This window comes from Kitasatospora purpeofusca (assembly GCF_042691725.1).
Lineage (GTDB): Bacteria > Actinomycetota > Actinomycetes > Streptomycetales > Streptomycetaceae > Kitasatospora > Kitasatospora purpeofusca_B.
The window spans coordinates 8,263,377-8,287,896 of the sequence record NZ_CP170483.1 but is presented as its reverse complement, the minus strand read 5'-3'; the positions used below and the strand labels follow the sequence as shown (position 1 = coordinate 8,287,896).

Below are 24,520 nucleotides of genomic sequence, written 5' to 3'. Positions count from 1 at the left end.
CCCTGGCAGGAGACTTCCATGTCCGCTGCGCCCTCGCAAAACTCCCTCCCCTCCTTCGACCAGGAGCTGTGCGGGCTCGTGCTCGACACCGCTCCCAGGCAGTTCGCCGTGGTCCAGGTGTACGACACCGGCGAACTGCCCGCCGACGGGTGGGTGGTGGCTTGGGGGCTCGCCCATGGCGACGGGGCGGCTCATCTCCTCGTCGTCGACGGGCAGACGCGGATGACGCTCGCGTCGCCCGAGCGGGCTCTTCGCCTGTTCGCGGGGCGGCCAGGCCTCTCCGCCAGACTCGTCTGGCTCGCGCAGCCCGGCGCCGCCGCGCTGGACCGGCTCGAAGCCGCCTGAAACTCGCCTCAGGGCCGATAGCCCTCGTAGTCGTTCCATCCCGCAGACCGGGCGAGTTGCTCCCAGGTCGGCCAGCTCTCCCCGCCGACCTGACGGAGGAGTTCGCCCTGCATGGTGAACAGCGGGGCCTTCCGGGGGTTCGCCAGCGCCTGGTTCACGATGCTGTCGTGCAGCACCGCCGCCGTATGAAGCCGGGGATGGTCCCGGTGGACGCGGTCCGCGTAGCCGGGCGGGAGCTTCTCCGGACCGCCGCCCAGGTCGAAGCCCGCGCCGAGGGCGACAAGGGCGATCTCCGGGCGCTTGCGCGCGGCGATCTCGCGGTCCATGTGCAGCGCGATCGCGTCCCACACCACCTCCGCGCGGTCCGACGCCACCCCCTCCTCCTCCAGGAAGCGGACGGCCAGGTCGGCACCGTCCAGCTCGAACCGCTGGTCCCCATTTCCCTCCGCACTGAGCCCACAGTCATGCAGAACGCAGCCCAGGAACAGGAGTTCGTCGTCATAGTCGTGGTCCGGCCGCAGACCGCGCTGCTCGCCGAGGAGACGCCCGTAGAGGTACGTCCGCACGCTGTGGTGGAAGAGCGCGGCCGGCAGCAGACTCTGCGCATGGACCAGGGTGCGCCGCGCGAGTTCGGTGGCGGGCAGGCGCAGTTCGTCGTTCATGAAGACGCAGTCCGTTCTCCGGCTGTCACCAGCAGGTAGACAAGAGCGGCGACGGCCAGACCGGCCGCCGTCGCGTACATCATGGTCGCTCCCGGGCGGGCGGTCAGGCCTCCGACCAAAGTCCCCGCGCCGATACCGGTGTAGATCGCGGAGGAGTTCAGCGCCACCACCAGCGGCGCCTCCCCCGGTGCGGCGGCGATCAACCGGTGCTGCTGCGGGGGCGTCTGGCACCAACTGCCCGCTCCCCAGGCCACCATGAGCACTCCGACCAGCACAGGTACCCGCGCTCCGCTCGCGGCCAGGGCGCCGAGGCCGGCCAGGCCGGCGGCCATCACCACGTACCCGACCGCCAGCACCCGCACGCCGCCCAGCCGATCGGTGACGAGCCCGGCCGCGAGGTTCCCCAGCACCGCGCCGACGCCGTAGAGGCCGAGCGCCCACGCCGTGTCGCCGGCCGTCAGGCCGACCGCCGCGAGGGCCGGCACGCTGTACGCGTACACGGTGTACGCCGCCGCCATCCCGAGCACCGTCAGCGGCAGGATCGCCCGCACCGCCGGGCGGCGCAGCACGGCGAGGCGTTCGCGCAGTGGGACCCGGGGGTTCCCCGACAGGTGGGGCAGCAGCACCGAGACCGCCCCCGCAACCAGCAGCGCCAGCCCCGCGACCGCGCCGAGCGCCCAGCGCCACCCCGTCCACTGCCCGGCCAACCCGCCCAGCGGCACGCCCAGAGCGGTGGCCACGGTCAGCCCGCCCACCACCACGGCCAGCGCCCGGGCCCGCCGTTCCGGGCGGACCAGGAAGGCCGCGACGGCGCCCGCGTTGGGCGTGAACGCCGCCGCGGCGGCCGCGGCCGCCACCCGCGACACGAGCAGCACACCGAAGGTGGGCGCCAGCGCGGAGGCGAGGTTGGCCGCCCCCAGCCCGAGGAGCGCGCCGACCAGCAGGCGGCGGCGCGGCAGTCGGGCGGTCAGCGTGGCCAGCACCGGCGAGAGCAGCGCGTACGCGGCCGCGAAGACGGTGACGGCCTGCCCGGCGGTGGCCGTGGAGACGCCGAGGTCGGCGGCGAGTTCGGGCAGGAAGCCGGCCACCACGAAGGCGTCGGTGCCGACCGCGAAGGTGCCGAGCGCCAGCGCCGGGACGGCGCCGAGCACGTCCCGCCCGGGCACCTCCCCCGTCGCCGCGGCCTCCCCCGATGTGCTTAACGAGACATTGGACATCCCGATTCCCCTCCGTGAGAAGGCCCGGCCGGTCGGCCGGGCCGGTCATCGACGCGCTATCAGGATCCGAGGCGCTCGTGGTAGCGGCGGATCCGGTCCGGGGCGCCGGGCGGGCTAGCGGCGAGCAGGTCGGCGATCGTCTGCGCGGACAGCTCCCGCCGCCAGGCGAGTTCGGCGCGCCGCATCGCCCCCGCGACGCCGCAGGGCTTCGCGAACTCGCCCTCCCGCGCCTCCACCCCCGCGCCGCGCTGCCGGATCTCGGTGCAGCGGAACGCCTCGGTCGTCCCCTCGACGGCCGCGACGACGTCCATCAGGGTGATCCGCTCGGGCGCCCGGCCCAGCCGGTACCCGCCGCGCGCGCCCGCCACCGACACGAGCACGCCGGCCCGCACCAGCGGCTGCAGCCGCTTCTTGAGATACACCGGGGGGAGCTCGAAGATCTCCGCCAACCGCCCGGCGGGGATCGGCGCCTGCTCGTCGAGCCACGCCAACGCCAGACAGCAGTGCAGTCCCCACTCCACACCTTCACCCATCAGCACAATCGGGATACTACATGTCCCGATACCCGGCCGCAAAGGGGTGGTTCACGATTAATCCTTTCAAATGGGACATGTGTGAGTACGTGAACAAATTGACCGGCATTCACGCAAGGATGCCGAAATGCGAAATACAGGAGCTGTACCGACCGGTCAGCAATGGGATACGACGATGCGTCACTCACCGTCGGCCAGGCGTTCCTTGTGCGATCTGGGAATTTCCCGGGGATGACGGATGCTGACCTCTTACGCATGCTTTACTCGCACCACGAAAGCGTCGGTGAGGGTCTGTCCGGCGGAAAGCGCTCCGTCCTCGTCGAGCCGCGCGTCACCGACCGAGACACCGAACAGGGGGAAGGCCACGAACTTCGGCCTTCCGTCATCGCACTCATACGGCCCGATCCGGGCCCGAACCATCGGAGATCCAACCCTTGTCCAGCACGTCCATACGGACCATCAAAGCCGGCTTACTCGCGACGACTCTTGCCGCCGGCGCCCTGACCGCGCTCTCCGCCCCCACCGCCGGCGCCGTGACGGGCGCCCCTGCGGCCGACGGCTCGTACGCCTACACCGCGCGCATCGCGATCGGTGACAACGTCCGTGCCTGCACCGGTGCGCTGGTGGACCGGTACTGGGTGATCACGGCGGCGTCCTGCTTCGCCGCCGACCCCGCCCAGCCCACCGTCATCGGCGAGACTCCGAGCTGGAACACCACCGTCACCGTGGGCCGCACCGACCTCACCGCGACCGGCACGGGCACGGTCCGGACCGTCGAGAAGCTGGTGGCCGGCGCGGGCCGTGACCTGGTGATGGCCAAGCTGGCCACCCCGGTGGACGGCATCACCCCGCTCCGGGTCGCGGAGTCGGCGCCCACCACGGCCGAGACGCTCCGGGTGCCCGGCTACGGCCGCACCAAGACCGAATGGGCGCCCACCAGGCTGCACTCCGGCGCCTTCACCCTCGGCGCGGTGCGCCCGGCCGCCGTCGACCTCACCGGCACCGGCGGCGCGGCGATCTGCAAGGGCGACACCGGAGCGCCCGTGATCCGTGAGACCGGCACGGGCGCCGAGTTGGTCGCCGTCGCCTCCCGCTCCTGGCAGGGCGGCTGCTTCGGCGTGACCGAGACCCGCACCGGTGCCACCGGCACCCGCACCGACGACGTCTTCGGCTGGATCAACCAGACCCGGCACACCACCTCGTCCGGCACCCGCTTCACCGGCACGCCGTTCACGATCACCGACCCGGTCGACAACCACCTGGTGACCTACCTCCAGGACAGTGCCAACCACCTGTGGTCCAACGACCCGCAGGGCGAGCGCTGGGTCGACCACGGCGCCTACGCCGCCGCCCCGCCGACCGCCGCTGTCGACCCCGTCACCAACCATGTGGTGGTCTACGTCAACGGCCCCGACCACAAGCTCTGGTCCTTCGACGAGCGCGCGGGCAAGACCTGGACCGACCTCGGCCCGACTCCGCGCGGCACCGCCCTGGCGCCCGACGCCGTGCCGCACACGATCGTCGACCCGGCCGACAACCACCTGGTCACCTTCGTGCGCGACACCGACAACCGCCTCTGGTCGCGGAGCAGCGCGGGCTGGAGCGAGGTCTTCCCCGCCGAGCCGATCGCCGCCACCGACCCCGTGGCGATCGTCAACCCCAACGACCAGCACATCACGCTCTACTTCAACGGGCCGAACAACCGGCTGAACTCGCTCTCCCTGCCCGACGGCACCCGCACCGTGTTCCAGCTGACCCCCGCCGGCACCGCGCTGGCCCCCGACGCCGTGCCCAGCACGGTCGTCGACCCCGTCAGCCAGCACTTCGTCACCTTCGTGCGCGACACCGCCCACCACCTCTGGTCGGTCGACCCGCTCGGCCCCGGCTGGACCCACCTGGGCTGGAACGCCGACGACGCGATGGCCGCCACCGACCCCGTCGCGGTCGTCAACCCGCTCACCAACCACGTCAACGTGTACGTGAACGGGCCCGAGAACGAGCTCTACTCCTTCGACCCGCAGGGCGGCGGCCAGCACAACGGCTGGACCAGGTTCGACCACACCGGCACGGGCACCAGGATGGCCCCCGACGCCGTCCCGTACACGGCCGTCGACCTGGTCGACAACCACCCGGTCACGTTCATCCGCGACACCAACAGCATGCTGTGGGCCGTCGACCCGGCGGCCGAGGGCTGGACCCCGTACGAAGGCGGCCCCTCCACCCCCTGACACGCGACTGACACGCGACTACCGGGCCGTCACCCCGGCACACCGCGACGAGGGCCCGTCTTCCTGCGGAGGAGGACGGGCCCCCGCCCATGAGGGCGGGGTGGTGACTTCCGACCGTGGAGCGCCGGGCGCGAGCGCGGGCGCGGGGGTCAGTTGTCGTCCGTGACGGCCAGGGCGTCGGTGATCAGGCGGGTGGCGAACTCCTGGTCGTCGCCGACCATGCGGTTGATCTGCTCCGCGAGGAGGACGGCGGTGGCCTCCAGGGGGTTCATCTCGGCACGGGTCCAGTCGCCGTACTGGGCGCGCCACAGGTTGGGGCTCAGGCCGGTGCCGGAGGCGATCAGCAGGCCGGCCATGGTGGGGATGACCTCGGGGCGGAAGGTGTTGGGCATCATGCGCATCGTGGCCACCAGGGTAGGCACCACGTGTTCGAGGACGTCCTTGTCGTGCCGCTCGCAGACCGTCCGCAGCCAGTCCATGTACATGTAGATCAGCGTGCAGACGCCGTCCAGCAGCGCGTCCGCGTCCGCCGGGCCCATCGAGGCGACGAACTCCTCGGCCAGCCGCTGCTGCTCGGGGTCGGTGCCGGCCTTGCCGTCGTAGATGGCCTTCAGCCGCGAGTCCATCACCATGACGGCGGTGGCCACATCGCCGGCGCGCGCGTAGGCGGGGTCACAGGGCGACGACACAGGAGTCCTCCTCAACCGGCCGCACTGGGTAGCGGCGCATGTTCGTAGGGTAGTCCCCTCCGGGGCGCGAATCCGCCGAATCCCTCTGCTCGCCGGCGGGGTGGGCGGTGGCCGATCAGCCGGTGGTCACCCGGAGGTTGGCGAGGAGGGCGGTGCCGTCGGCGGAGGTGGCGAGGACGCGGCCGGAGCGGTGCCAGTAGGTGACGGCGTCGGCGTGACGGCGCACGCCGATCCGGGGGCCGGAGGCGTCGGGGAAGAGCAGGGAGAGCGCGGGGGCGGAGGGCCGGCCGGTGCCGGCGTGGACGCGCAGGCCGGTGCCCTCGGGGACGGTGAGCGCCCAGTGGTCGCCGTCGGTGGCGGGCGCGGACAGGGCGTGGCCGTCGACGCGCAGTTCGGCGGTCGGGCGGTCGCAGGACCAGCGCAGAACGGTCCGGTCGGTCTCCGGTTCGGCGCTGAGCAGGCTGCCGTCGGCGAGGGCGGCGAAGTCGAGCAGTTCCTCCGGAAGCGCCCGGGACATCAGGTCGGCGAGCAGCTCGTCCATCCGCAGGCGCCCGCGCAGCTCCCAGCCCGGGAGGTCCCAGCGCCACACCTCCAGGAAGAACGAACGGTCCGGCAGTTGCGAGCGGACGACGGCCGCGCAGCCGTCCGGGGTCCGGGTGATGCCGAACAACAGCCGCTCGTCGCCGCCGAGTTCGCGCCACACCACGGTCGGGCGCGGGGTCAGGGTGTCGAGGACGACGATGCCTCCCCCGTCCTCGGCGAGCAGGTGCCGGCCGTCGAAGGACGCCGCCACCGTCCGGGCCCGCAGGGTGGTCCACGGGCGGACGGCGCGGGTGGCCAGGTCGAGGTGGGCGAACCCGCGCAGCTCCGGGCCGTGGTCGGCGACCAGCAGCGCGCTGCCGCCGTGGTCGGCGAGGACGAGCCGGTCGGCGGGGGTGTCCCAGCGGGCGCGGGTGCGGCCGTCGGGCGCGAGCAGCCGGACGCCCGCCTGGCCGCAGGCGACCAGCAGGGAGCCGGAGGCGAGCAAGGCGGCGTCCAGCACCGGGAGCGTGCCCGGCCGGTCGGCGGCGGTGTACGCGGGGGCGGTCGTGCGGAGGCGGGGCAGCGGACGCGGGCGGGCCAGGTCGGCGGCCGTCAACGGGTCGGCGCGGCGCAGCAGTCGGTCGAACAGCGCCTTCTCGGCCGCGTCGCCCGGGCCGCCGCCGTGGGCGCCGCCGAAGCCGCCGTCGCGGACGGCGGCCCGGGCGGCGGCGGTGGTGAGTTCGCGGTCGGTGGCCTCGTCGGCGGCCGGCAGGTCGGCGAGCGCGGCCGCCAGGGCGGAGCGCCCGGTGGTGTGCGGATCGCCGTCGCCGTCGAGGACGGCGCGGGCGAGCGCGCGGGTGGCCTCACCGGCGCCCAGGGCCAGCAGGTACGGCAGGGCCCGGCCTCGGACGGGGCCGCCGAGGGCGACGGCGTCCCGCAGGTCGGCGGCGATCGACGGACGCAGCTCCGCGTCCGGCCAGGCCGCCTCGACGGCGCCGAGCCGGTCACCGGCCGCGCGGCAGTGCTCGGCCCAGGCCGCGCGCAGGGCGCGGGCGGCCCGGGGATCGGTGGCGGCCAGGCGGTCGACGGCCGCGGCGAACGCGCCTCGGCGGTGGGCGGTGCGGACGGCGCGCTCGTGCTCGCCGGCCCGCCACCAGAGGCGGACCACCTGGTCGGCGGGCAGCTCGCGGCCCTCAGCGAGTTCGGCGGCCGGGGCGAGGCGGTCGTGCCGCTCCAGCAGGGCGACGGCTTCGGCGGGCGCGTCCAGCAGGTCGGCGAGGACGAAGGCGGCCTCGTCGATCCGCCCCTGCCGCTCCAGCCGCTCGGCGGCGCCCCGGTAGAGCTCGGTGAGGTGGGCGTGGGCGGTGGGGCCGTGGAAGGGTGTCGTCACCGTCGGGCCGCCGGTGGCCGGGGTGGCGCGGAGCGGGCCGGTGAAGCGCTTGGGCAGGGAGAGGGTGAGCCAGGCGCGGGCGGGGGCGGCGCCGGACTGCCGGGAGGCGAGCGGGAGGGCGTCGCGCAGGGCGTCGTCCCAGCGGTGCTGTTCGAAGGCGCGGGTGAGTTCGCGCAGGTAGCGGACGTGCCGCTGGTGGAGCAGGTGGGCGGCGGGGGTGCGCAGCGTGAGCCGGGCCAGCCGGTCGCCGAGCCAGGAACGACCGGCCCTCCCGCGCGGGGTGACCGCGCCACCGGCGGAGGTGCCCGCGGTACCGCCGCTCCCGTCCTCGCCGGCGCGCCTGCCGAAGAGCAGCCCGTAGACGGCGCCCGCGACGGCCGCCGCGACCACCACGCCGCCCGGGTCGAAGCCGCGGTCCGCGATCAGTCCGAGGCCGTAGAGGACCACGAGCACCAGCGGCAGCACGATCATCAGGGCGATGATGACCTTTGCGGTGCGGGGGTCGACGGCGATCTGCGGGCCGCCGCGCCGCCGGGACCGGGCGCCGGTGGCGGTGTCGCCGGGGGCGGGCGGTTCCTCGGCGGTCAGCCGACGGGCTCGGTCGGACGTCGGCCGGATGCCGGCCGCCGCTCTCAGGTCGGGCCGGGGGGCGGTGGGCACGGACTCCTCGACGGGCACCGCCTCGGGCGCGGGGGCGACACCGAGCGGGCTCGGCCGGTGCAGGGTGAGGCCGGTGAGCTGGAGCCAGTCGGACGGGTCCACCTCCGGCAGCTCGTCCATGACATGAGTGATCGTCAGATCTGCGTCCACAAGCAGGAGTTGTCCCGGACCGGCGGCACCGCCCGAAGCCCCGCAAGCCGCCAGCGCGCCGTGCCCGGTGCGCTCCAGCGGCAGGCCGGGGGCCCGGTCGGCGCGCATCCGGACCGGTTCGGGAAGCGTCAACAGCCAGCGGCCGTCCGGAAGTTCCCGCAGCCGTGCGCCGTCGCACCACAGCCCGAGGACCCGGTCGGCGGCCTCCGCCGCTCCGATCAGCGGCACGTCGAAGACGAAGCCCGCGGCGTTCACTCGTCGCTCCCGAACAGGTGGTGGATCCGGCCGGTCGTGGCGTCGCCGACGACGATCCGCCCGGACGGGGCCTCGGCCGCGATCAGCGGCAGGGTGGGGTGCACGGCCGGCGCGACGGCGCCGCCGGAGAACCGGCTCAGGGTGCGGACGCCGTCGGCGCGGACCGCCCGGACCAGGCGGCCGCCGGGCGACCAGGTGATCAGGGCGGGCTCGCGGCCGTCGTGGACCAGGCCGAGCACCTCGGCGTTCTCCCGGAAGGAGAGCCGCCGTTCGTCACCGGTCCTGGTCCGTGCCGTCCAGTGCTTGCCGTCCTCCGACCAGGCGGCCGTGCCGTCCGCGTGCAGCAGGTGCGGCGCCCGCGTCGCGCCCGGCGGCAGGGCGCGGGCGAACAGGCGCGGCTCGCGGAACCGGTCGAAGCCGCGTTCGCGTTCCGTGCCGCGGCCGACCGGCCCGTCGTCGGTGACCGTGCCGTCGGGGGCGATCCGCCGCCAGCGTCCGGCGACCGGGACGAGCAGGTCGTCCCCGGTGCGCAGCAGCGGCAGCACGGGACGCCCCGCGAGGCGCTCCACCACGCCTTCCGTCAGGCCGAGTTCGGCCGGGTCGACGGAGAGTTCCGCCGGGCCGGCGAGGGGGCGGCCGCTGACGTACCGCTGCACCCGGCCCCGGACGAGGTGCAGGACGATCAGCCGGCGGCCGTCCCGTCCGGCGGCGATCACCCGGCCGTTCAGGCGGTGCGCCTTGGGCCGCACGACGACGGTGTGCCGCCGTTCGACGTCGCGCACGTCCACGGCGAGGAGCGTTCCCGCGTCCCGGCCCCGGACGAGCAGGAACGGGGCCTCGGTGGTGAACGCGGGCAGCCCCTGCCCGTGCGGGGCGGCGGCGGGCGGCGGGGCCACGGCCGTCGGGGCGGCGCGCCGGAACTCCGCGCCGCGCAGCGCCCGGACGGCGAGGTCGGCGGCGGGCAGCGGCAGTTCGAACGCCGTGCGGTCGAGGCGGACGGTGACGTGGGTGGTGCCCGCCGGGCCCCAGCGGGTCGGCTCGCTCGCGAGGATCCGGGGCAGGCCCGCGACCCGGCCGGGGATCCGGTCGGCGAGCCGGGGCGAGGTGAGCAGCCAGGCCCGGTCGGCGGCGTCCAGGGTGGCGGCTGCGAACTCGACGTCCTCGGGCGTCGGTTCGGCGCTTCGGCGGGCCGCGAGCCAGGCGGGCAGCAGGTCGGCGGGCTCGCCCCCGAACCACTGCACGGGCTCGTCGCCGAGGACGCCCACCAGCAGTTCGCCGCCCCGGGCGGTAGCCCGGCGGTGCAGGACGAGCAGCGCGGCCAGCTGGACGAGGCGCCCGGCCCCGGCCTGCGCGGGCCCGGCGTCCACCATCGCGACCGTTCGGCCCCGGGGCGCGGTGGTGCGGAACTCGGGGGCGAGGTAGAGGAGTTCGCGGTCGACGTAGCGCCGCAGGAACTCCTCGGGGTGGTCCTCGGCGAGCAGCCACTCGGCGGGCAGCAGTTGGTCGGGCCGTCCGCTGCGGCCGAGCCCGCCCACGCCGTCCGGCTCCCCCGGCCCGTCGGTCACCGGCTCGCGCTCGGCGGCGAGCGTGTCGAGGCGGCGCAGCAACGGTCCGAGGGCGGTGGCCAGTTCGGGGCTGATCGCGGACAGCGCGCCCGCCCAGGGCGCCAGTGCGGCCGGCAGCCGGGCGGCGCTCATCGCCCGGCCTGCCGGGTGTGGGGCGTGAGCGCGTCCGGGTCGCCGGCGGGGGCGGGCGGGGCGGCGACGAGGGCGTGGCCGGGGGTGAGCACGCAGAGCTCGCCGGGTTCGGCGCCGAGCGCGGTGCGCCACAGCGCGGCGGCGGGCCAGGGGCGGGCGGTGGTCGGGACGAGCAGGTCGCCGTCCCGGCCCAGGTAGCGGGCGCCGTCCGACCACGGGAGGTCGGCCTCCGCGCCGAGGACGAGCAGCGCGGTGTCGTCGGCGAGGACGCCGAGCCGGGCGCCGTCGGCGAGCCGGGCGCGGGTGGCGGCGGCCAGGGCCGGGACGGCGTCACCGACGGCGAGGACGGCGGCGGCGGTGAGCGGCGGCTCGCGGCGCTCCCAGCGCAGGGCCACGGCGGGCGGCGCGGGCGGCGCGGGCGGGACGGGGCCGGTGGTCACGAGGGGGTGACCGCCGCGACGAGCTCGGCCCGTATGCCGGCGAGCGCGGCGGGCAGGTCGGCGGGGGCGAACCCGGCGTCGATCTCGCGCAGCGCGGCCTCCAGGCGGAGCCGGGAGTCACGCCCCTCGGGGAGGTCGCGGTGCTCGGCGAGCAGGGCGGCGCCGGTGCGGGCGAGCCGTTCGGCGCGGGCGGCCGTGCTGCGGGAGAGCTCCTCGGCGGCGTGCGCGAGGGATTCGTTGGCGGCCTTCTCGATGAGGTCGCCGAGGGTGTCGCGGGCCAGTGCCTGGGTGTCGGCGGTGGGGGCGATCAGCGGCAGCACCCACAGGTCCCGGGCGGTGGCGGCGCCCCGCCCGTCCAGGACGGCGGCGGCCGCGACCAGCCGTTGGGAGCGGACGGCCCGCCGGTCGCCGACGGGGACGCCGGCGGCGCGCAGTCGGCGCAGCGCGGTGGCGAGCAGCGGGGTGACGGCGTCGAGGTCGCAGGCGCGGGCGGCGGCGGCGAGCCGGTCGAGCGCGCCGAGCAGGTCCGCGCCGCCGGTGGGAACGGGGGCGGCGGGCTGCCGTCCGGCCTCCAGGAGCTCCTCCAGCCGGGCGTCGGCGACCGGCTCGACGAAGACCCGGGCGAGGAAGCGGTCGGCGAAGGCGGCCAGTGCCGGATCCTCGGGCAGGTGGTTGGCCGCACCGACGCAGACCCGCAGCGGGCTGGCGAGGACGGTGCCGCCGCGCCGGAAGACCCGCTCGTTGAGCAGGCCGAGCAGGGTGTTGAGGACGGCGGTGGAGCCGAGGAAGACCTCGTCGAGGAAGGCGATCTCGGCCTCGGGCAGCATGCCCGCCGTCTCGAACTCGACCCGGCCCTCGCGCAGGCCGCGCAGGTCGACGGGGCCGAACAGCTCGTTGGGTTCGGTGAACCGGCCGAGCAGGTACTCGAAGTACCGGCCGCCGAGCTGACCGGCCACCCGGCGCACGGCCTGCGACTTGGCGGTGCCGGGCGGGCCGACGACCAGCAGGTGCTCACCGGCGACGGCGCAGAGCGCGACCACCTCGGCGACCGTCTCGCGGTCGACCGTCCCGCGCCCGGCGGCGGCGACGGCGGCGCCGATCAGTTCGGCGTCCTGGCGGAGCGCGGCGGGCGGGGTCTCGGACGAGGTGCGGATGTCGGTCACGAGCACCGGAGTCTACGGGCGCCGGATCCGCCGCCACCAGCGGGTTTCCGCCGGCCGCCCGCTCAGCCCCGGAGGTTCGGCCAGCCGTCGTGGTTGGCGCAGGACTCGGGGTCGTAGCGGGTGTCGTGGTCCCACTCCTCGCCCCGCGCCGTCTCGTAGGCGTCCACGTGGGCGTGGAGCAGGGACTCTCCGCTGCGGAACGAGTGGCGGGCGAACAGCGCGGGGTCGGCGAGCACCCGCTCGTACGCGGTGCGGCCGGCGGCGACCACGGCGGCGCGGGCGTAGAGGAATCCGTCGTCGCTCAGCGGCAGGGGCCGGGCGGCGGGGTCGTCCGGGTCCGCCGCCCGCTGGGTGCCGTACTCCTCGCGGTCGAGGCGGTACAGCGCCTCGGCGAGGCGTTCGCCGAAACCGGTGATCTCCTCCACCGCTCCGGCGGCGAGTTCCTCGGTGAGCCGTTCGCAGCCGGCGTCGAAGGTGGCGCAGACGGCGACCGCGGACTCGCCGCCGATCAGGTCGATCAGCTGCCAGAACCGCTCCCAGGACAGCTCGGTTCCCGGTGCCCGGTCGATGGTGCTCATGGTGGTTCCGTTCCGCTCCGGAGGTGTGTCGGATCGGATCCTGGCACACGCCACCGACAGACCGGCCGCGCTCAGTCGTCGATCCGCTCCCAGCCGCGCGGGGGCGGGCTGCCGGCGGGCTGCCGGGGGTCGCGACTGCGGTAGACGATGTACGGGCGGAAGAGGTACTGCACGGGCGCGCTGAACATGTGCACCAGGCGGGTGAAGGGCAGCAGCGCGAACAGCAGCAGGCCGACCACGGCGTGCACCTTGAACGCGACCGGCACGTCCGCCATCCGGCTCACGTCCGGGCTCAGGGTGAACAGGCTGCGGGCCCACGGGGCGATGGTGGAGCGGTAGTCGTAGCCGGAGTCGAGCGAGGAGTGCAGGAGCTTGGCGACCAGGCCGAGCACGATCGCCGCGAGCAGCACGACGTACATCAGCTTGTCGTTGCGGGTGGTGGCGCGCAGCACGGCGGGGTTGCGGCGCCGGCGGTAGAGCAGCACGAGGATGCCGACGACCGCCAGGAAGCCCGCCGCGCAGCCGGCGAACAGCGAGAGCAGGTGGTAGGCGTGCTCGTCCAGGCCGACGGCGTCCGTCCAGGAGGCGGGCACGAACAGGCCCATGAGGTGGCCGGCCAGCACGAAGAGGATGCCGTAGTGGAACACCGGGGAGGCGATGTTCAGCAGGCGGGACTCGTAGATCTCGGAGGAGCGGGTGGTCCAGCCGAACTTGTCGTAGCGGTAGCGCCAGACGAGGCCGGAGACCAGCAGCGCCACGGCGATGTACGGCAGCGCGCCCCAGAGGAAGGTGTCCATGGCAGCAGGCTCTCCGGTCAGGTCGGCAGGACGGGCAGGACGGGCAGCAGGCCGAGGTGCCCGTACGGCGGGGTGTCCAGGCCGACCTGTTCGCGCGGCGGCCCGCTCCTCGCGAGCGCCAGCGCGGCGGCGCGGTCCCTGGGGGACGGCCCGGGCAGGGTGGCGCAGACGGCGGCGAGCACGTCCGCGTACGGCGTGCCGTGCTCGGCGAGGGCGAGCCGCAGGAGTTCCAGGGCGGGCCGGTGCTCCCGCAGCAGCGTCTCCTCGCCGGTGGCGGCGGTGAACTCCAGGACGGCGGGCAGGAAGTCGGGCAGGTCCTCGCCGGTGAACTCCAGGCCGTGCGCGCGGTAGGCGGCCTTGAAGCGCAGCAGGGCCTCGCCGCGCCGGCGGGTGTCGCCGTCGGTCCACCAGCTGAGGTGCAGGCTGTGCCGCTGGGTGAAGTCGAAGACCTCGACGTAGTGGCGGGCGAGTTCTCCGGCGGGGCGGGCCCCGGCCCAGCGCAGGAAGGCGCGCAGCGGTGCGGCGGCGGGGTGGCGGACCGGCCGGAGCAGCTCGGCGAGCGGCCCCGGCGGGGCGTGCGGGTAGCAGAGGCACTCGGCGGCGGCCCGGCGCACCAGCGCCCGCGGGTCGGCCGTCACGGCGCGGGCTCCTCGCGCGAGGAGCCCGCGTCCTCGGGCGGCGCCGGGCGGTCGGCGCTCTGGCGCCGGCGCAGCCCGTGGAAGCTCTCGACGGTGACCAGCGGCAGCGAGCGCCGTCCCGAGCCGGCGCCGAACGGGCCGTCGGCGCCGTCGGGTGCGCCGTCCGTGTGGTCGAGGCCGCAGCCGGCGGGCAGCGCGGACTCCTCCAGCCGTTCGGCGTCGGCGCGGGCGGCGGTCGGGATGACGTAGCGGTCCTCGTACTTGGCGATCGCGAGCAGCCGGAAGAGGTCCTCGATCGAGGTGGCGTCGAGTCCGACGGCCTCGGCGGCGGCGTGGTCGGGGTCGCGGCCGAGGTTGACGGAGCGCATGTGGGCGCGCATCGCGGCGAGCCGGTCGAGGGCGGCGCGCACCGGGCCGGGGTCGCCGGCGGTGAAGAGTCCGGCGAGGTACTCGACGGGGATGCGCAGGGCGTCGATCGCGCCGAAGAGGTTCCCGGCGTCCTCGCCGTCGTGGCCGGCGGCCGCGACCTCCTCGACGACCGGGGAGAGCGGCGGGATGTACCAGACCATCGGCAGGGTGCGGTACTCGGGGTGCAGCGGCAGGGCGACCCGGTAGGTGCTGATCAGCGCGCGCACGGGCGAGCGCCGGGCGGCCTCGATCCAGTCGTGCGGGACGCCGTCGTGCTCGGCGGCGCGCCGCACCTCGGGGTCCTCGGGGTCCAGGAAGACGCCCAACTGCGCCTCGTAGAGTTCGTGTTCGTCCTCGACGGAGGCGGCGGCGGTGACCCGGTCGGCGTCGTAGAGCAGCACGCCGAGATAGCGCAGCCGCCCGACGCAGGTCTCGGAGCAGACGGTGGGCAGGCCGACCTCGGTGCGCGGGTAGCAGAAGGTGCACTTCTCGGCCTTGCCGGTGCGGTGGTTGAAGTAGATCTTCTTGTACGGGCAGCCGGTGACGCACTGGCGCCAGCCCCGGCAGCCGTCCTGGTCGACGAGGACGATGCCGTCCTCGGCCCGCTTGTAGATCGCGCCGGAGGGGCAGGCGGCGGCGCAGGCCGGGTTGAGGCAGTGCTCGCAGATCCGGGGCAGGTAGAACATGAAGCTCTGCTCGTACTGGAAGCGGATCCGCTCGCCGACCTCCCGGCGCATCCGCTCGACGTTGGGGTCGGCGGCGGCGTGCTCGGGGGCGCCGCCGAGGTCGTCGTCCCAGTTGGGCGACCACTCGACGGCCATCGGGCGGCCGGTGATCAGCGAGTGCGGCCGGGCGACGGGGTAGTCCTCGCCGAGCGGGGCGTCGGTGAGGGCGCGGTAGTCGTACGTCCAGGGCTCGTAGTAGTCCTGGAGGGTGGGCAGGACGGGGTTGGCGAAGATCGAGGCGAGCTTGTGGATCCGCCCGCCCTGGCGCAGCTTGAGCCGTCCGCGCCGGTCGAGCCGCCAGCCGCCGCGCCACTTGTCCTGGTCCTCGTAGCGGCGCGGGTAGCCGAGGCCGGGGCGGGTCTCGACGTTGTTGAACCAGACGTACTCGGTGCCCCGGCGGTTGGTCCAGGTCTGTTTGCAGGTGACCGAGCAGGTGTGGCAGCCGATGCACTTGTCGAGGTTCATCACCATGGCGAGCTGGGCCATCACGCGCATCAGTACCGCACCTCCTGGCGGCGCCGGCGGACGACCGTCACCTCGTCGCGCTGGTTGCCGGTCGGGCCGAGGTAGTTGAACGCCCAGGAGAGCTGGGCGTAGCCGCCGATCAGGTGGGTGGGCTTGAGCAGCACCCTGGTCAGCGAGTTGTGGATGCCGCCGCGCCGGCCGCCGGTCTCGGCGCGGGGCACGTTGACGGTGCGCTCCTGGGCGTGGTGCATGTAGACGGTGCCGGGCGGCATGCGGTGCGAGACGACGGCGCGGGCGACGACGACGCCGTTGCGGTTGACCGCCTCGATCCAGTCGTTGTCGGCGACGCCGATGGCGGCGGCGTCCTCGACCGACATCCAGATCACCTGCCCGCCCCGGGAGAGCGCGAGCATGAACAGGTTGTCCTGGTACTCGGAGTGGATCGACCACTTGTTGTGCGGGGTGAGGTAACGGACCGTCACCTCCCGTTGCCCATCGGGCCCGAGGGCGGGTTCGCCGAACAGCCGGCTGATGTCCAGCGGCGGCCGGTAGACCGGCAGGGCCTCGCCGAGTTCGTGCATCCAGTCGTGGTCGACGAAGAAGTGCTGGCGGCCGCTGAGCGTGTGCCAGGGCTTGAGGTGCTCGGTGTTGAGGGTGAACGGGCTGTAGCGGCGGCCGCCGGACTCGCTGCCGGACCACTCGGGCGAGGTGATGACCGGGGCGGGGGCGGCCTGGGTGTCGGCGTAGGTGATCCGGCGGCCCTCGTGCTCGGCGGCCAGGTGGGCCAACTCCCGTCCGGTGCGGCGTTCCAGGGTGCGGAAGCCCTGGGTGGCGAGCCGGCCGTTGGTGGTGCCGGAGAGGGCGAGGACGGTGTCGCAGGCCTTGACGGCGGTGTCCAGGGCCGGGCGGCCGTCGGCGGGGCCGCCGCGGACCACGCCGTTGCGGGCCCTGAGCTGCTCGACCTCCTCCCCCGGGTGCAGCACCACGCCCTTGGCGGGCAGGCCGAGTTGCTCGACGAGCGGGCCGAGCGAGGCCATCTTGGCCGCCACCGCGGTGTAGTCGCGTTCGACGACGGCGAGGTTGGGCATGGTGGCGCCGGGGACGGGCTCGCAGGCGCCGTCGCGCCAGTCCAGGTCGGTGCCGCCGGGCTGGGCGGTCTCACCGGGGGTGTCGTGCTGCAGCGCGGTGGCGACCAGGTCGCGCCGGGTACCCAGGTGGTCGCGGGCGAGTTCGCTGAACCGGGCGGCGATCGCGTGGAAGGCGTCGAAGTCGGTGCGGGCCTGCCAGGGCGGGTCGACGGCTGGCGCGAAGGAGTGCACGTAGGGGTGCATGTCGGTGGAGGAGAGGTCGTGCTTCTCGTACCAGGTGGCGGCGGGCAGCACGACGTCGGACAGCAGGGTGGAGGAGGTCATCCGGAAGTCCAGCGAGAGCAGCAGGTCGAGCTTGCCCTCGGGGGCCTCGGCGTGCCAGCGGACGTCGCGCGGGCGCACCTCCTCGCCGGCCTCCCGGGCGCGCAGCGAGGAGTGGGTGCCGAGCAGGTGCCTGGTGAAGTACTCGGCGCCCTTGGCGGAGGAGCCGAGCAGGTTGGCCCGCCACAGGGTGAGCACCCGGGGCCAGTTGGCCGGGTCGTCCGGGTCCTCGCAGGCGAACTTCAGGCGCCCGGCCCGCAGTTCGGCGACGACGTGCTCCCCGGGGTCGCGGCCGGCGGCGCGGGCCTCGTCCGCGAGGTCGAGCGGGTTGCGGTCGAAGGTCGGGTAGGAGGGCATCCAGCCGAGGCGGGCGGAGCGGGCCAGCAGGTCGACGGTGGCCAGGCCCCGGAAGCGGCCGGTGCCGAGCGGCGAGGCCAGTACGTCGGCGGGGTAAGTGTCGTAGCGCCACTGGTCGGTGTGCAGGAAGAACCAGCCGGTGCCGATCGCCTGGCGGGGCGGGCGGGACCAGTCGGAGGCGCCGGCGAGGGTGGCCCAGCCGGTGATCGGCCGGCACTTCTCCTGGCCGACGTAGTGCGCCCAGCCGCCGCCGTTGCGCCCCTGGCAGCCGGTCAGGGTGAGCAGGGCGAGGAAGGTCCGGTAGATGGTCTCGGAGTGGAACCAGTGGTTGGTCCCGGCGCCCATCAGGATCATGCAGCGGCCCCGGGACTCCTCGGCGGTGCGCGCGAACTCCCGTGCCACCCGGACGGCCTGGGCGGCGGGCACCGAGGTGTGCCGCTCCTGCCAGGCGGGGGTGCCGGGGGTGTCCGGGTCCTCGTACGAGGCGGGCCAGTGGCCGGGCAGCCCTTCGCGGCCGACGCCGTACTGGGCGAGCAGCAGGTCGTAGACGGTGGTGACCAGCGCGCCGCCGTCCAGGCGCAGCGCGGGCACGCCCCGGCGGACGGTGTCGCCGCGGCCCTGGCCGTGGGCGCCGCCGTCGGTGTCGAAGCGCGGCAGCAGCACCTCGACGGGGGTGGCGGCCGCCTCGCCGTGCAGGGTCAGGCGCGGGCGCAGTCCCGCCAGGTCGAGGTTCCAGCGGCCCTCGCCGGAGGCGGTCCAGCGAAAGCCCAGCGAGCCGTTGGGCACGGCGGGGCGCCCGGTCGCCTCGTCCAGGACGGCGAGCTTCCAGGCGGCGCCCTCGCCCGTGTCCCCGAGGTCGCTCGCGCGCAGGAACTTGGCGGGGGTGAAGGCGCCGTCCCGTTCGGTCAGGGTGACCAGGAACGGCAGGTCGGTGAAGCGGCGGACGTAGTCGTCGAAGAACGCGGTGGTGCGGTCGACGAAGAACTCCCGCAGGATCACGTGGCCCATGGCGAGGGCGAGGGCGCCGTCGGTGCCCGGGTGCGGGTGCATCCACTCGTCGGCGAACTTGGTGCTGTCCGCGTAGTCCGGGGAGACCGCCACCACCTTCTGGCCCCGGTAGCGGGCCTCGGCCATCCAGTGCGCGTCGGGGGTGCGGGTGACGGGCACGTTGGAGCCCCACATCACCAGGTAGGCGGCGTCCCACCAGTCCCCCGACTCGGGCACGTCGGTCTGGTCGCCGAACACCTGCGGGGAGGCCACCGGCAGGTCCGCGTACCAGTCGTAGAAGGAGAGCATGGTGGCGCCGATGAGCGAGTGGAAGCGGGCGCCGGCCGCGTGCGAGACCATCGACATCGCCGGGATCGGCGAGAACCCGGCGATCCGGTCCGGCCCGTACCGCTGGACGGTGTGCACGTGCGCGGCGGCGACGATCTCCACCGCCTCGTCCCAACTCGTCCGCACCAGGCCGCCCTTGCCGCGGGCCTGCTGGTAGGCGCGGCGGCGCTCCGGATCGCCGGTCAGCTCCGCCCAGGCCGCCACCGGGTCGCCCAGCCGGGCCCGCGCCTCCCGGTACAGCTCCAGCAGCACGCCGCGCACGTACGGGTAACGCACCCGGGTGGGCGAGTAGGTGTACCAGGAGAACGCGGCGCCGCGCGGGCAGCCGCGCGGCTCGTACTCGGGGCGGTCGGGGCCGACGGAGGGGTAGTCGGTGGCCTGGGTCTCCCAGGTGATGACGCCGTCCTTGACGAAGACCTTCCAGCGGCAGGAGCCGGTGCAGTTGACGCCGTGGGTGGAGTACACCACCTTGTCGTGGCTCCAGCGGTCCCGGTAGAAGGCGTCGGCCGCCCGGCCGCCGGTGAGCCGCACGCTGTGCAGGTCGGGCGCGGGCGTCCCGGGGCGGAAGAACCGGCCCGCCTTCAGGAACGCGGCACCGGGCTCGCTCGTGGAGGCGCCGCCGGGCTCGCTCGTGGACGCGCCGCCGGGCTCGCTCGTCGCCTCGCGCACGTGGCACCCTCCGCTTCGGGCCGGACCGTGTGCCCATCGAAACCGCACCGGTGCGCCGCCGCACCCGGAAGGGGTGCCGCCGGGTGACCCGGGTGTCCGCGGCGCCCCGGTCCGGCGGCGCCCGGTGGCCGGGTCGCCGTCCGGGCGCTGCCATGGACCCATGAACGTACGGAGCCGCCTGCGGTGGGACGCGGTCCCGCCGGCGACCGGCGCGGCGGTGATGGCGACCGGCATCATCTCGGTCGGCTTCCACCTCGCCGGCTTCGACGCCCTGTCGGTCGCGGACCTCTGGATCGCCGGGCTGCTCTGGCTGCTGCTGGCCCTCGCCTTCACCGCCCTGCTGGTCGGCGACCGGCGCGGCTGGACGGCCCGGGCGCAGACCCCGCCCGCGCTCACCGCGGTGGCCGCCACCACGGTGCTCGGGGTCCGGCTCGACCAACTCGGCTGGACGACCGCCGCCGAGGCCCTGCTCGCCGTCGCCGCCGTCGCCTGGCCGGTGCTGCTGACCTCCGTGCTGCGCCACCTCGGCCGGCGGCTGCCGGGCTCGGCGTTCCTGATCTGCGTCGCCACCCAGGGCCTGGCCGTGCTCGCCGCCACCCTCGCCCCGCACACCGCCGACTGGCTCGCCTGGGCGGCGCTGCCGGTGTTCGCCCTCGGCCTGGTGCTGTACGGGGACGCGCTGCGCCGCTTCGACCCGGGCCAGCTGACGGCGGGTGCGGGCGACCACTGGGTGGCCGGCGGCGCGATGGCGATCTCCGCGCTGGCCGCCTCCAAGCTGCTCGCCTGCGGGGTGTGGAACGGCGGCGCGCACACCGCGCTGCGGGTGGTGACGCTGGTGCTGCTCGGCGTGGCGCTGGCCTGGTACGCGGTGCTGGCCGTCGCCGAGCTGCTGCGGCCCCGGCTCCGCTACGACCTGCGCCGCTGGTCGACGGTCTTCCCGCTGGGCATGACGGCGGTGGCCTCGCTGTCCACCTCGGCGGCCGCCCGGGTGGACCGGCTGGACCCGCTCGGCCGGGCGCTGCTGTGGGTGGCGGCGGCGGTCTGGCTGGTCGTCGCCGTCGGCGCGCTGCGCCGGCTGCGGCGCGGGCCGGGCGCGGCGGGCGCCACGGCCGCCGGCGGCGGAGCCGAGAGGGCCGTCTCCGTACCGGACGACTGACGTCCCGTACGCCGGCGGTGGCGGTGGCGGCGCCGCCGCGGCACGCCGCCCGACCGGCCGCCGTCCGTACGGTCCGGCGCTCAGACGTCCCGGCGGTGGACGACGGCCGCCGCGACCAGTACGGAGCCCACCACCCAGCCCGCGAAGGCCAGCCACGACCCGGTCACCGTCGCCGGGTACGGCGGCAGCAGGACGTGCGTCAGGTCGGGCGTGGCCAGCCGCCGCCACGCGGTGAACGGCATGGCGTGCGCGATCGCCGCCGACCAGCGGTGGTCCTGGTTGAACGAGGCGGGCAGCAGGAACAGCACCAGCACCGTGGTGACCACGCTCGCCGCGGCGTGCCGGACCAGCGTCCCGAACCCCAGCCCGATCAGCGCGCAGACCGGGGCGAGGGCGGCGGCCCCGGCGACCGCGTGCAGCACACCGGGCTCGGCGAGCGACACCCCGGCGTGCCGCCGGCCCAGCAGCGCCTGGGCGAGGGCGAAGGAGACCCCGGAGACGAGCGCGCCGAAGCCGAGCATCACCGCCGCCAGCACGCCCGCCTTGGCCAGCAGCACCGCCCGGCGGTCCGGGACGGCGGCGAAGGTGGTGCGGATCATGCCGGTCGCGTACTCGCCGACGATCACCGCGGTGCCGACGCCGCCCGCCAGGAGCATCAGCAGGTTGGCGGACATCCCGGTGAACGAGGCGTACACCGCCGCGGCGACGTGCCCGGAGCCGGGCGCCGGGCCGCCGGGCTCGGTGTACATGTAGGCGTAGCGCGCGGCGTTGAGGTTGACGCCGACCAGGACGAGCGCTCCGACGCCCAGCACCCAGGGCATCGAGCGCAGGGACCAGAACCTGATCCACTCGGCGGCGAGGAGGTCCGCGAAGCGCGGCCGGGGTTCGGTGCCGGCCGTCGTGGCCGACGTCGCGCCGGTCGTCGTGCTGGTCATCGTGATCCTCCGGCGGAGTGGTCGACGCGGTCGGCGGTGAGCGCCATGAACGCCTCCTCCAGGGAGGCCGTGCGGGTGGTCAGTTCGAGCAGCGGGATGCGGTGGTCGAGGGCGAGCACGCCGACCCGGGCCGCGTCCAGGCCGGTCACGGCGAGGGCACCGTCACCCTCGTCGCGCGACACCGCGCCGCCGGCCGCCGTCAGGACGCCCGCCAGCCCCTCGGGTTCGGCCGTCCGGACGATCACCCTCGAACGGGCGCCGTCCGGCCCCGTGCCGCGGGCGGCGAACTCGGCCACGGTCTCGGCGGCGATCAGCCGGCCGCGCCCGATGACCACCAAACGGTCCGCCGTGTGCTCCATCTCGCTCATCAAGTGGCTGGAGACGAACACCGTCCGCCCCTCCGCCGCCAGATTCCGGAACAGGCCGCGCACCCAGCGCACCCCCTCCGGGTCCAGCCCGTTCAACGGCTCGTCGAACAGCAGCACCGGCGGATCGCCGAGCAGCGCCGCCGCGATCCCGAGCCGCTGCTTCATGCCGAGCGAGTACCCGGCGATCCGCCGCCCGGCCGCCCCGGCGAGCCCGACCTCCTCCAGCACCGCGTCCACCCGGGCCCGCGGCACGGCGTTGCCCCGGGCCAGCGCCCGCAGATGGGCGCGCCCGCTGCGACCGCCGTGCACGTCGCCCGCGTCCAGCAGCGCGCCGACGTGCCGCAGGCCGCGCGGCCGCTCCCGGAACGGGCGGCCGCCGACGGTCGCGGTCCCGCCGGTGGGCGCGCTCAGGCCCAGGATCATCCGCAGCGCGGTGCTCTTCCCGGCGCCGTTCGGCCCCAGGAACCCGGTGACCTGGCCCGGGTGGACGGTGAAGGTGAGGTCGTCGACGGCGGTGGTGCGGCCGTAACGCTTCGTCAGTCGGTGCACTTCGATCATGCCCACCACAGTGCCGCCACCCGGCCGGGCGGCACATCGGACCTGGGCCGACATCCTGGAGGCCCCCGCTGTCACCCCCGGTCGTACACCCGTGGTCCGATGCCGCGCCGCACGCCGCCTCGTTACGATCACCGCATGTCCGCGACACCGCTGTCCCCACCACTCCTCCCGCCCAGACTCCGGCGGGTCCCGCCCGCCGCCTGGACGGCGCTCGCGTGGTGCGTCTCGCTGCTCTACCCGTCCCTGGTCCCCGGCGACCGCCCCGCCCACGGGACCGCTCCGGGCGGCGACCACACCCCGACCGTCCACCAGGACTGGGCGGTCGCCGCGGTCACCACCCCCGTCGCGTTCCTCGCCGCCGCCCTGCTGCGCCGCCGGCCACGCACGGCCGTCGCCCTCCTGCTCGCCGCCACCGTGGCGCAGAGCAAGGCCTGGCGCTGGGAGCTCGAACTGCCGCCGACCGCACTGTTCGCGGTCGCCACCGCCCTCTGCCTGGTCACGGCCGCCGAACCGCGCCGGACCTCGCGCGCCGCGCTGACCATGGTGCTCGGCGTACTGACCCTGCATCTGATCCTCTCCCCCGCCCTCGGCGGCGGCCTGCTGCTCACCGGCACCCGGATCGGCGCCAACGACGCCGGCGTGCTGGTCGCCGTCATCGCCTGGCTGGTGGGCCGCTCGGTGCACCAGTCCCGGGAGCACGCCGAGGCGTTGAGCGCCCGGGCGGCGACGGAGGCGGTCACCGCCGAACGCCTGCGGATCGCCCGCGAGATGCACGACACCGTGGCGCACAGCATCGGCATCGTCGCCCTCCAGGCGGGCGCGGCCCGGCGGGTCATCGACACCCGGCCGGACCGGGCGCGCGAGGCCCTCGGCGAGATCGAGACCGCCGGCCGGGAGACACTGGCCGGCCTGCGCCGGATGCTCGGCGCGCTGCGCCGGGCCGACGACTCCGCCGAGCCCGCGGCCGCCCTCCTGCGCCCGCCCGGCCTGGCCGACCTCGACGGGCTGACGGCCGCCACCACCGCCGCCGGCGTGCGGGTCGACCTCCGGTGGCACGGCGAACGGCGGCCGCTGCCGCCGGAGATCGACCTGGCGGCGTTCCGGATCGTCCAGGAGTCGGTCGCCAACGTGGTCCGCCACGCCGCCGCCCCGTCCTGCCGGGTCACCGTCGACCACCGGCACCCGGCGGAAATCGCCATCGAGGTCACCGACCGCGGCCGCGGCCACGGCACCGCCCCCGGCGCCGGCTACGGCCTGGCGGGCCTGCGCGAGCGGGTCGCCCTGCTGCACGGAGAGTTCGACGCCGCGCCGCGCCCCGGCGGCGGCTTCCGCGTCGCCGCCCGGCTGCCGATCGCGCAGGAGGCCCGATGACTCCCCCCGTCCGCGTCCTGCTCGCCGACGACCAGCCGCTTGTCCGCGCCGCCCTGGAGATGGTGATCACCGAGGCGCCCGATCTGGAGGTGGTCGGCGAGGCCGCCACCGGCGCCGAGGCCGTCCGGCTCGCCGCGGAACTGCGGCCCGACGTGGTGGTGATGGACCTGCGGATGCCCGTCCTCGACGGCATCGAGGCCACCCGCCGGGTGGCCGCCGGACCGGACGCGACCCGGGTCGTCGTGCTCACCACCTTCGACGAGGACGAGAACGTCCATGCCGCCCTGCGCGCCGGGGCCTCCGGATTCCTCGTCAAGGACATGGCCCTGGACGACATCCTCGCCGCGATCCGGGTGGTGGCCGCCGGCGACGCCCTCATCGCCCCGAGCGTCACCCGCCGCCTGATCGCCGAGTTCGCCGCCCGCCCCGCCGCCGCGCCCCCGGCCGACCGCCGCCTCACCGGCATCACCGACCGCGAACGCGAGATCCTCACCCTCGTCGGCCGCGGCCTGTCCAACACCGAGATCGCCACCGAACTCGTCCTCAGCACCGCCACCGTCAAGACCTACATGACCCGCCTCCTCACCAAGCTCGCCGCCCGCGACCGCGTCCACCTGGTGATCCTCGCCTACGAATCCGGCCTGGTCGGCGCCCCCCGGTGAGGGCCGGATCCCTCGGCCCGCCGGCCGAGAGGATCACGCCCGCCGCATGACCGGCCGCCATCGGCCGCCCGTTCCCCGTCGGCCGGCGGCCCGAGCACGGCCGGCGCGAGCCGAAGACCGTCCTGGGCCCGGACCCAC

20 protein-coding genes are annotated in these 24,520 nt (G+C 75.3%); 5 read left to right on the top strand and 15 right to left on the bottom strand.

The annotated features are described in order from the left end of the window. Nucleotides 1–18 precede the first annotated feature (18 nt). On the top strand, nucleotides 19–345 hold the full coding sequence (locus tag ACFCLZ_RS35765; RefSeq protein WP_380282067.1) for a hypothetical protein: 327 nt from the start codon (nucleotides 19–21) through the stop codon (nucleotides 343–345). An 8-nt stretch (nucleotides 346–353) separates the two neighbouring features. Here ACFCLZ_RS35765 and ACFCLZ_RS35760 read toward each other — a convergent pair whose 3' ends face one another. Genes ACFCLZ_RS35760 through ACFCLZ_RS35750 form a run of 3 tightly spaced genes read right to left on the bottom strand, consistent with a single transcriptional unit; the run spans nucleotide 354 to nucleotide 2,757 of the window. Next, nucleotides 354–1,007, bottom strand: a complete 654-nt coding sequence (locus tag ACFCLZ_RS35760) for an HD domain-containing protein (RefSeq protein ID WP_380282066.1) — start codon at nucleotides 1,005–1,007, stop codon at nucleotides 354–356. Further along, on the bottom strand, nucleotides 1,004–2,224 hold the full coding sequence (locus tag ACFCLZ_RS35755) for an MFS transporter (RefSeq protein ID WP_380282065.1): 1,221 nt from the start codon (nucleotides 2,222–2,224) through the stop codon (nucleotides 1,004–1,006). The genes ACFCLZ_RS35760 and ACFCLZ_RS35755 overlap by 4 nt, the downstream gene beginning before the upstream one ends. 59 nt (nucleotides 2,225–2,283) lie before the next feature. Continuing rightward, nucleotides 2,284–2,757: an RrF2 family transcriptional regulator gene (locus tag ACFCLZ_RS35750; protein ID WP_380282064.1), complete on the bottom strand. Its 474-nt coding sequence runs from the start codon at nucleotides 2,755–2,757 to the stop codon at nucleotides 2,284–2,286. 434 nt (nucleotides 2,758–3,191) lie between these two features. Here ACFCLZ_RS35750 and ACFCLZ_RS35745 point away from each other — a divergent pair, with 434 nt between their 5' ends. Then, nucleotides 3,192–4,985: a trypsin-like serine protease gene (locus ACFCLZ_RS35745; protein ID WP_380282063.1), complete on the top strand. Its 1,794-nt coding sequence runs from the start codon at nucleotides 3,192–3,194 to the stop codon at nucleotides 4,983–4,985. A gap of 149 nt (nucleotides 4,986–5,134) precedes the next feature. Here ACFCLZ_RS35745 and ACFCLZ_RS35740 read toward each other — a convergent pair whose 3' ends face one another. From ACFCLZ_RS35740 to ACFCLZ_RS35695, 10 genes are all read right to left on the bottom strand, one after another. Continuing rightward, a complete protein-coding gene (locus tag ACFCLZ_RS35740) occupies nucleotides 5,135–5,674 on the bottom strand; it encodes a hypothetical protein (protein WP_380282062.1) in 540 nt (179 codons plus the stop codon). 115 nt (nucleotides 5,675–5,789) lie between these two features. Continuing rightward, nucleotides 5,790–8,651 (bottom strand): bpX6 domain-containing protein, encoded by a 2,862-nt coding sequence (locus ACFCLZ_RS35735; RefSeq protein ID WP_380282061.1) that lies wholly within the window; start codon nucleotides 8,649–8,651, stop codon nucleotides 5,790–5,792. Continuing rightward, entirely contained in the window at nucleotides 8,648–10,348 is a 1,701-nt protein-coding gene (locus ACFCLZ_RS35730; protein WP_380282060.1) for a hypothetical protein, read from the bottom strand. The genes ACFCLZ_RS35735 and ACFCLZ_RS35730 overlap by 4 nt, the downstream gene beginning before the upstream one ends. Then, a complete protein-coding gene (locus tag ACFCLZ_RS35725; protein ID WP_380282059.1) occupies nucleotides 10,345–10,788 on the bottom strand; it encodes a hypothetical protein in 444 nt (147 codons plus the stop codon). Before ACFCLZ_RS35725 ends, ACFCLZ_RS35730 begins: the two co-directional genes overlap by 4 nt. Beyond that, nucleotides 10,785–11,951 (bottom strand): AAA family ATPase, encoded by a 1,167-nt coding sequence (locus tag ACFCLZ_RS35720; protein WP_380282058.1) that lies wholly within the window; start codon nucleotides 11,949–11,951, stop codon nucleotides 10,785–10,787. The genes ACFCLZ_RS35725 and ACFCLZ_RS35720 overlap by 4 nt, the downstream gene beginning before the upstream one ends. A 62-nt stretch (nucleotides 11,952–12,013) precedes the next feature. Next, the gene (locus tag ACFCLZ_RS35715) at nucleotides 12,014–12,529 is read right to left on the bottom strand and encodes a DUF4240 domain-containing protein (RefSeq protein ID WP_380282057.1); all 516 of its coding nucleotides are present in this window, start codon (nucleotides 12,527–12,529) and stop codon (nucleotides 12,014–12,016) included. 71 nt (nucleotides 12,530–12,600) lie between these two features. Next, a complete protein-coding gene (narI, locus tag ACFCLZ_RS35710; RefSeq protein WP_380282056.1) occupies nucleotides 12,601–13,326 on the bottom strand; it encodes a respiratory nitrate reductase subunit gamma in 726 nt (241 codons plus the stop codon). A 17-nt stretch (nucleotides 13,327–13,343) separates the two neighbouring features. Beyond that, on the bottom strand, nucleotides 13,344–13,964 hold the full coding sequence (gene narJ / locus ACFCLZ_RS35705; RefSeq protein ID WP_380282055.1) for a nitrate reductase molybdenum cofactor assembly chaperone: 621 nt from the start codon (nucleotides 13,962–13,964) through the stop codon (nucleotides 13,344–13,346). After that, nucleotides 13,961–15,592: a nitrate reductase subunit beta gene (narH, locus tag ACFCLZ_RS35700; protein ID WP_380282054.1), complete on the bottom strand. Its 1,632-nt coding sequence runs from the start codon at nucleotides 15,590–15,592 to the stop codon at nucleotides 13,961–13,963. The genes narJ and narH overlap by 4 nt, the downstream gene beginning before the upstream one ends. Then, the gene (locus tag ACFCLZ_RS35695) at nucleotides 15,592–19,248 is read right to left on the bottom strand and encodes a nitrate reductase subunit alpha (RefSeq protein ID WP_380286384.1); all 3,657 of its coding nucleotides are present in this window, start codon (nucleotides 19,246–19,248) and stop codon (nucleotides 15,592–15,594) included. Before ACFCLZ_RS35695 ends, narH begins: the two co-directional genes overlap by 1 nt. 244 nt (nucleotides 19,249–19,492) lie before the next feature. On the opposite strand from ACFCLZ_RS35695, the gene ACFCLZ_RS35690 reads away from it, so the two are divergent. After that, entirely contained in the window at nucleotides 19,493–20,488 is a 996-nt protein-coding gene (locus ACFCLZ_RS35690; protein WP_380282053.1) for a tellurite resistance/C4-dicarboxylate transporter family protein, read from the top strand. An 80-nt stretch (nucleotides 20,489–20,568) separates the two neighbouring features. Here ACFCLZ_RS35690 and ACFCLZ_RS35685 read toward each other — a convergent pair whose 3' ends face one another. Continuing rightward, nucleotides 20,569–21,423 carry an ABC transporter permease gene (locus tag ACFCLZ_RS35685; protein ID WP_380282052.1) on the bottom strand — a complete coding sequence of 285 codons (855 nt, stop codon included), beginning with the start codon at nucleotides 21,421–21,423 and terminating at the stop codon, nucleotides 20,569–20,571. Next, nucleotides 21,420–22,349, bottom strand: a complete 930-nt coding sequence (locus ACFCLZ_RS35680) for an ABC transporter ATP-binding protein (protein ID WP_380282051.1) — start codon at nucleotides 22,347–22,349, stop codon at nucleotides 21,420–21,422. Before ACFCLZ_RS35680 ends, ACFCLZ_RS35685 begins: the two co-directional genes overlap by 4 nt. 135 nt (nucleotides 22,350–22,484) lie before the next feature. On the opposite strand from ACFCLZ_RS35680, the gene ACFCLZ_RS35675 reads away from it, so the two are divergent. Together ACFCLZ_RS35675 and ACFCLZ_RS35670 are read left to right on the top strand one after the other, a co-directional pair. Continuing rightward, entirely contained in the window at nucleotides 22,485–23,720 is a 1,236-nt protein-coding gene (locus tag ACFCLZ_RS35675) for a sensor histidine kinase (protein ID WP_380282050.1), read from the top strand. Further along, nucleotides 23,717–24,382, top strand: coding sequence for a response regulator (locus ACFCLZ_RS35670; protein ID WP_380282049.1), 666 nt, complete (start codon nucleotides 23,717–23,719; stop codon nucleotides 24,380–24,382). Before ACFCLZ_RS35675 ends, ACFCLZ_RS35670 begins: the two co-directional genes overlap by 4 nt. Nucleotides 24,383–24,520: the final 138 nt, after the last annotated feature.

Excerpts from the sequence above, each read along its gene's own strand:
- ACFCLZ_RS35760 (WP_380282066.1), bottom strand. The coding sequence starts at position 1,007 with ATGAACGACGAACTGCGCCTGCCCGCCACCGAACTCGCGCGGCGCACC.
- narI (WP_380282056.1), bottom strand. The coding sequence starts at position 13,326 with ATGGACACCTTCCTCTGGGGCGCGCTGCCGTACATCGCCGTGGCGCTG.
- ACFCLZ_RS35685 (WP_380282052.1), bottom strand. The coding sequence starts at position 21,423 with ATGACCAGCACGACGACCGGCGCGACGTCGGCCACGACGGCCGGCACC.
- ACFCLZ_RS35670 (WP_380282049.1), top strand. The coding sequence starts at position 23,717 with ATGACTCCCCCCGTCCGCGTCCTGCTCGCCGACGACCAGCCGCTTGTC.
- ACFCLZ_RS35750 (WP_380282064.1), bottom strand. The coding sequence starts at position 2,757 with ATGGGTGAAGGTGTGGAGTGGGGACTGCACTGCTGTCTGGCGTTGGCG.
- ACFCLZ_RS35730 (WP_380282060.1), bottom strand. The coding sequence starts at position 10,348 with ATGAGCGCCGCCCGGCTGCCGGCCGCACTGGCGCCCTGGGCGGGCGCG.
- ACFCLZ_RS35680 (WP_380282051.1), bottom strand. The coding sequence starts at position 22,349 with ATGATCGAAGTGCACCGACTGACGAAGCGTTACGGCCGCACCACCGCC.
- ACFCLZ_RS35765 (WP_380282067.1), top strand. The coding sequence starts at position 19 with ATGTCCGCTGCGCCCTCGCAAAACTCCCTCCCCTCCTTCGACCAGGAG.
- ACFCLZ_RS35715 (WP_380282057.1), bottom strand. The coding sequence starts at position 12,529 with ATGAGCACCATCGACCGGGCACCGGGAACCGAGCTGTCCTGGGAGCGG.
- ACFCLZ_RS35755 (WP_380282065.1), bottom strand. The coding sequence starts at position 2,224 with ATGTCCAATGTCTCGTTAAGCACATCGGGGGAGGCCGCGGCGACGGGG.
- narH (WP_380282054.1), bottom strand. The coding sequence starts at position 15,592 with ATGCGCGTGATGGCCCAGCTCGCCATGGTGATGAACCTCGACAAGTGC.
- ACFCLZ_RS35675 (WP_380282050.1), top strand. The coding sequence starts at position 22,485 with ATGTCCGCGACACCGCTGTCCCCACCACTCCTCCCGCCCAGACTCCGG.
- ACFCLZ_RS35690 (WP_380282053.1), top strand. The coding sequence starts at position 19,493 with ATGAACGTACGGAGCCGCCTGCGGTGGGACGCGGTCCCGCCGGCGACC.